We start from the raw sequence: 4,808 nt of genomic DNA on the forward strand, positions 1-4,808 counted from the left end.
CACCGGCTATTTCTGCAAGGCGGTTGAAAAAGACTACACGGTGCCATTCCACTCTGTCTTGCTGTTGGCCGGTCTGCTTATCCTTCCAGCTTTCACTGGTGGCTAGGCTGATATTGGTCACAGCACCGCCACTCGGCATATATTTGGTTTCCGGGTCATTCCCCAGATTACCGATCAGAATTACTTTGTTGACCCCTCTAGCCATTGCCTTTGGCCTCCACTCCGCCAACCCGTGAATTCCATTTTTTCGCTAGCAGCGGTTTACAATCATCCGCATAGGAAACACGGCTCTCAGTAGAAGCACTGCAACCGGTGCATTCAATCCACTGCCAGTCATGGTCATCAGAATCGAATACCGCCTTAGCACCACAGAATGGGCAACCCTTGAGCTTTATTTCCTCACCCATCACTTGCACTCCTCTTCCTTCAGCTCACCATCGACTATGGTGTAGGTGGTCAGCTCATCAGTTTTCTTGTCAAAGATTTGCACCCACTGCTTAAACACTTCTGTCTTGGCGATTTGATTCGCTACTTTATGGGCGGCTTCCAGTGTTTCTACTGACTCACGAAAATCCTTGGCCCCACCCATTAACAAGTTATAAGTGCCGCAAAATATGGCGAATCTATTCATTTCTTGGATTTTCATAATTAATTCCACTTAGCCCGCTTACGCTTTGCCTTTTGACTTAGCTTGTTGACCTTTCCCGCATAATGATTCGGTTTTGGCTGAATGACGCCGTCCCACTCTTTACCTATTTGACTTAGTTGCAGTGCAGCCAGCAATAAACTTCTTCCTGAAAACATGTCTCTCTCCCTAGAAATGCGCCCCGTACCAGCGGCGCAAGCCTCACGCGCTAACGTATCTGTAAAGCAGGTTTAGCTTCTGCTAGTCGTGCCCCTGGAATTTCTTGACCCTCTTTAAGGGCGGACAAAATGGCTTTCTTGTCCGGTGCGAATGTGTTTTTAACGGTGACGTATTCGCCGGGCAGGGCGTCTTCGTTTTCAATCTCAACCTTAGCTGCTGCCTTCCTGAGAGAGATTGTGAAGACCGGGCACTCAATCTTCTTGATGCCGCACTTCTGCATATTTGAGCGGAGATATTCGATGATTGAATTACGGCGGTTTTGTCGGGCCTTTTTCTTGGCTTGCAACCGCTTAATTTCATCATCAAGCCCCTTTTCGAAGGGGGTGAAGTTCATGAGCAGGTTGCCTATCTGGATAGCCTTTTCGTTGAATTCCAGTTCTATCCCTTCCAGAGTGTCAGCAATATCTGCTGGGGTTAAATCGTTATCTTCGGCCAGTTGCTTCAGATCGCGGGCTTGGTCGGTGATTTCATAGAGTTTTAATGCGGTCATCATGCAGCTCCTTGGAGTTGTTCCTTTTGTGCTTCATAGGTTTGAGTGAGGGCGGTAATTCCTTTCTTGGCGACATCAGTTAGGTGTGGAATATTTCCTTGCCGCTCAAGATGTTTAATTGAGGTTTTAAATATTCCGGCAGCCTCATGAAGGCGGAGAGAACTTTTTAATGTTTCCAGGTGTTTCTGGACGTACTCGGTAAGCTCTTTGGCTTGCTTGTCTCGCGCAGAGTCTTTGTCTTCCGCTTTGTCGATTTGGCTTTCTAGCTGGCGCTCTTGGCGGTATTCGGGGTCATCCCATTCGCCGCTATAAATATCTGCGGAGAATCCGAGGAAGGAGAAACACTTTTTTAAAGCGTCAGAAAGTGACTTCTTGGCTGCTTCTTTATCTTCGACAAAGTACTTGTTTTTATGTGACCAGTAGACGCGAGGAGTATGACCGTAGTTTTCAACATGACCGCGTTCTCCTCCGATTTTGTACCAGAGGCGAAGTCTGATTGTGTGGGTGAGGTTGTGGCCAACCTCCAGACCTTCCACAATTACTGGGGCGCCTCTATCGTCACGCTCCTCGATGATTTCATAACCCCAGCCGATACCGATTGGCCCCCATATTTCAGTAGCTTTCTCAACCATGGCGATATGGTTGATGCTGGCAGTTTTGCGGCCTTCTACCGTTGACTCTTTTACAAAGCGGGCGTCAGTTTTCTTTACTTTCTGCCAGATGCTTAGGTTTTCAGACATTTTGCTCACTCCCGTTATTAGAGGGGGTTAATAATTTTGAACAATTTCATGACCGGGCAATTCAAGGCAGCCGGCATCACGTGCAGCGTGAGCGAATCGCCAGAAATATTTCTCAGCTATAAATCTCACGGTTTCCATTGCTACCGAGTGATATTGATATCCCGCCTCTGCGTGGTCGCCGCCGATGGCAATTTCAGCAATTTTTCCGTTTCCGGTTGAATCACAATCTTCAGCGTATTTTTCGAGAAACTTTCCAATGTGCTTATCAAGCAGTTCCCGAGCTAGCGCCGACTCATTACTGAGTGCTCCCGTTTCGCGGAATAGGTGCATCTCAATAAAAAATACGGTGTTTTCAATTTCGTCTTGGGTGGGCTTTCGGCGGGAAAGTGGGTGGCCTTCGATGTGTCCATCTTCAGCTGCACGGGGCTCCAGTTCCTCGTGGTACTCCCTGGCCAGCTTTAGTGCACAGCTGCGGGCAAAGTCTTTATTCGAGGCCGCACACTGAAGAATATCTTTAAGCTTGAACTGATCGATTTCATCGATAGCTATTTCCAGGAAGCGGCGGCGATACCTGGCTTCAGAAAGAGGGCGGATTTGATTGCCTGAGAAAATGCTCTCCAGGAGGAATTCAGTAATACCAGCCTCAACGCGCTCTACATCAGCTGCGGTTTCGTCCGGTAGAGAGTCTTGGTGATTCTCATAGTTGCTAAGAGCGTCTTCGGTGGGGGCGGTTGAGCTTGTTCCTAACATTGGGGTTCTCCCTGAGCTGTTAAGTCAAATGTAAAGCAATGCTTTATTTTTTGCAACAGCAATGCCTTACTTTTGCTTTACTTTTTTTTGGGCTGTTAAAAGTGGGATGCAGTTGGGGTGGGGAGTGTTCTTTCTTGGTGGGCGATCAGCTGATACTCTCGAGGCTCGACAAGAGAAAGGGATTATCGAATGAAAAAGACAGGACTTTGCTTGTTGGTCTTTCTGGCTGTTGCGGCTCTGAACGGATGTACGGGGATGGCGGATGCAATGTCCCAGATGGGTGGTATGGGTGTGGTAACAGAAAAAGTCTCCACTTTTGACGGTGCAAAAGTCGTCGAGGTCACACCGCAATTTCTCTATAACCCAAAGCGGCTAGGGGGGAATTCATACAGGTTGGGCGCTCGATGGAACAGCCTGTCCCCAGAGTATGTAGCCCTAATTATGGAGTACAGCTCCAGCACCTCCATGAACTCAGCGTACGTAAGTCTGACTGAGCTGAACGTAAACATATCTGGCAGCATTTATTCCTATAAGGCAACTGACCTCACGGACCACTCCAGTAGTGGATGGAACAGTATCTCTAAAACGATTTATACAACGAGCATGAACTCAGTTGTCGTGCCCTTTGAGTTGCTGGAGGAGATGTTAACTGCTGAGGATGTGCGCCTAAGAGTCCATAGCGGGGACGGGTACGAGGACTCTGTTTTCTCGCAGGAGCGTATACCTGGAGGGCAGGCCACAGCGCTGCTATCACTAAGAGAGTTTATGTCCAGGGTGCAGGCGATAAGGGAAGGCGCCGCCATATCAGGTTAACCTTCTGTGGGATTAAAGGTCGTATTCGACCTTCTTCGCCACCCCGACGATTTGACAGTTGCCATTGATGACTATCGGGGAATATGCAGGGTTTAGCGGTTTGAGATATTTGTTGGGGCCGTCTATCACCAGCTTCTTTAGTGTCGCCTCCTGAATGTCGGTCAGCTTGGCGACAACTATTGATCCGTTGATGTACTCGGCATCAGGGTCGACAATCACAACTGACCCATGGGGAATACTAACCCCCATTAAAGTGGTCATTGAGTCGCCTTCAACGCGAAGCGCAAATGCGTTGGGGCCGACATTTGCTGTCGTTTCGCGCCACTCTTCCGCATCACCTGGCTGCAAGTTGTCTATTACCTCCATCCACTTGCCGGCCTGAACCGTTGAGATTAATGGAACTTTTCCCCTAATGGGGGGGCCTTCCCGCACATTTGAATCGTAGTGTCTGGGTCCTTCATTGATGTCAGCCTGACTTCTAGGGCTTGTAGCAGGGTAGCTGGTTAGCTCCCAGTGCTCCGGGCCCACATCCCCCTGGAAGTAAGCAATCAGCCTCAGTAGGGCAGTCTTCTTTATCCGGCCAGTTTTTACCCAGCCTTGGACAGACTGGCTCGAGACCCCGAACTGGCGCGCCAGTTCTGCCTTTGTAACGCCCTTGATTTTCCGGGCCTCTTCTATAGCTCGTCCGAGCTTTTCACCTTCAAGCATTGCTTGATTTAAGTAAATTATATGCCTGCAAGGCAATGCTTGCCAAAAGTAAAGCATTGCCTTATATTTGATTTATGAAAACGAACAAAGCTCATAAAGACGTCAACCTAGAGGCCCTAAAGCGGGCCGTGGCAATTGTGGGTACTAAATCAGGCTTAGCAAAGAGTATTGGGGTCAAGCCACCTGTGATTACTCAGTGGTTCAAGAGCAAGAGGCCAATTCCTGCCGGCCAGTGCCGCCCGATTGAAGCTGCCACAAATGGTGCCGTCACGCGATATGAGCTACGCCCAGATATTTATGGTGATCCAGTGCACCCGGACGAAAATTTTCAGCCTGCAGAGAGTGTAAACGAAAACTCTGAAGGTGGAGTAGGGCAGTAAAAACAAAAGGAGAGGCAACCGTGACAAGAGAGCAGATTAATTCAGAAGTTCAATCCTATTTG

Annotated in this window: 10 protein-coding genes; 2 read left to right on the top strand and 8 right to left on the bottom strand. The window is 48.7% G+C overall.

The window, feature by feature from the left end; translation table 11 throughout:
- From ssb to MO867_RS20520, 7 genes are all read right to left on the bottom strand, one after another.
- The coding region (gene ssb, locus MO867_RS20490; protein WP_252472563.1) for a single-stranded DNA-binding protein at nucleotides 1–205 on the bottom strand (205 nt) is incomplete at its 3' end.
- Nucleotides 198–407, bottom strand: coding sequence for a Lar family restriction alleviation protein (locus MO867_RS20495; protein WP_252472565.1), 210 nt, complete (start codon nucleotides 405–407; stop codon nucleotides 198–200). The genes ssb and MO867_RS20495, both read right to left, overlap by 8 nt.
- A complete protein-coding gene (locus tag MO867_RS20500; protein ID WP_252472567.1) occupies nucleotides 407–646 on the bottom strand; it encodes a hypothetical protein in 240 nt (79 codons plus the stop codon). Before MO867_RS20500 ends, MO867_RS20495 begins: the two co-directional genes overlap by 1 nt.
- 2 nt (nucleotides 647–648) lie before the next feature.
- A complete protein-coding gene (locus MO867_RS20505; RefSeq protein ID WP_252472570.1) occupies nucleotides 649–804 on the bottom strand; it encodes a hypothetical protein in 156 nt (51 codons plus the stop codon).
- Between the two features lie 50 nt (nucleotides 805–854).
- Nucleotides 855–1,355 (bottom strand): siphovirus Gp157 family protein, encoded by a 501-nt coding sequence (locus tag MO867_RS20510; protein WP_252472572.1) that lies wholly within the window; start codon nucleotides 1,353–1,355, stop codon nucleotides 855–857.
- On the bottom strand, nucleotides 1,355–2,095 hold the full coding sequence (locus tag MO867_RS20515) for a hypothetical protein (protein ID WP_252472574.1): 741 nt from the start codon (nucleotides 2,093–2,095) through the stop codon (nucleotides 1,355–1,357). The genes MO867_RS20510 and MO867_RS20515 overlap by 1 nt, the downstream gene beginning before the upstream one ends.
- 27 nt (nucleotides 2,096–2,122) lie before the next feature.
- Nucleotides 2,123–2,845, bottom strand: coding sequence for a hypothetical protein (locus MO867_RS20520; RefSeq protein WP_252472576.1), 723 nt, complete (start codon nucleotides 2,843–2,845; stop codon nucleotides 2,123–2,125).
- 189 nt (nucleotides 2,846–3,034) lie between these two features.
- On the opposite strand from MO867_RS20520, the gene MO867_RS20525 reads away from it, so the two are divergent.
- On the top strand, nucleotides 3,035–3,658 hold the full coding sequence (locus MO867_RS20525) for a hypothetical protein (protein ID WP_252472578.1): 624 nt from the start codon (nucleotides 3,035–3,037) through the stop codon (nucleotides 3,656–3,658).
- Between the two features lie 12 nt (nucleotides 3,659–3,670).
- Here the strand turns inward: MO867_RS20525 and MO867_RS20530 are convergent, their stop codons facing one another.
- Nucleotides 3,671–4,366, bottom strand: coding sequence for a LexA family protein (locus tag MO867_RS20530; protein ID WP_252472580.1), 696 nt, complete (start codon nucleotides 4,364–4,366; stop codon nucleotides 3,671–3,673).
- 74 nt (nucleotides 4,367–4,440) lie between these two features.
- Here MO867_RS20530 and MO867_RS24170 point away from each other — a divergent pair, with 74 nt between their 5' ends.
- Nucleotides 4,441–4,746 (top strand): transcriptional regulator, encoded by a 306-nt coding sequence (locus MO867_RS24170; protein WP_373565917.1) that lies wholly within the window; start codon nucleotides 4,441–4,443, stop codon nucleotides 4,744–4,746.
- The last annotated feature ends 62 nt before the right edge of the window (nucleotides 4,747–4,808 follow it).

Source organism: Microbulbifer okhotskensis, from assembly GCF_023895975.1.
Lineage (GTDB): Bacteria > Pseudomonadota > Gammaproteobacteria > Pseudomonadales > Cellvibrionaceae > Microbulbifer > Microbulbifer okhotskensis.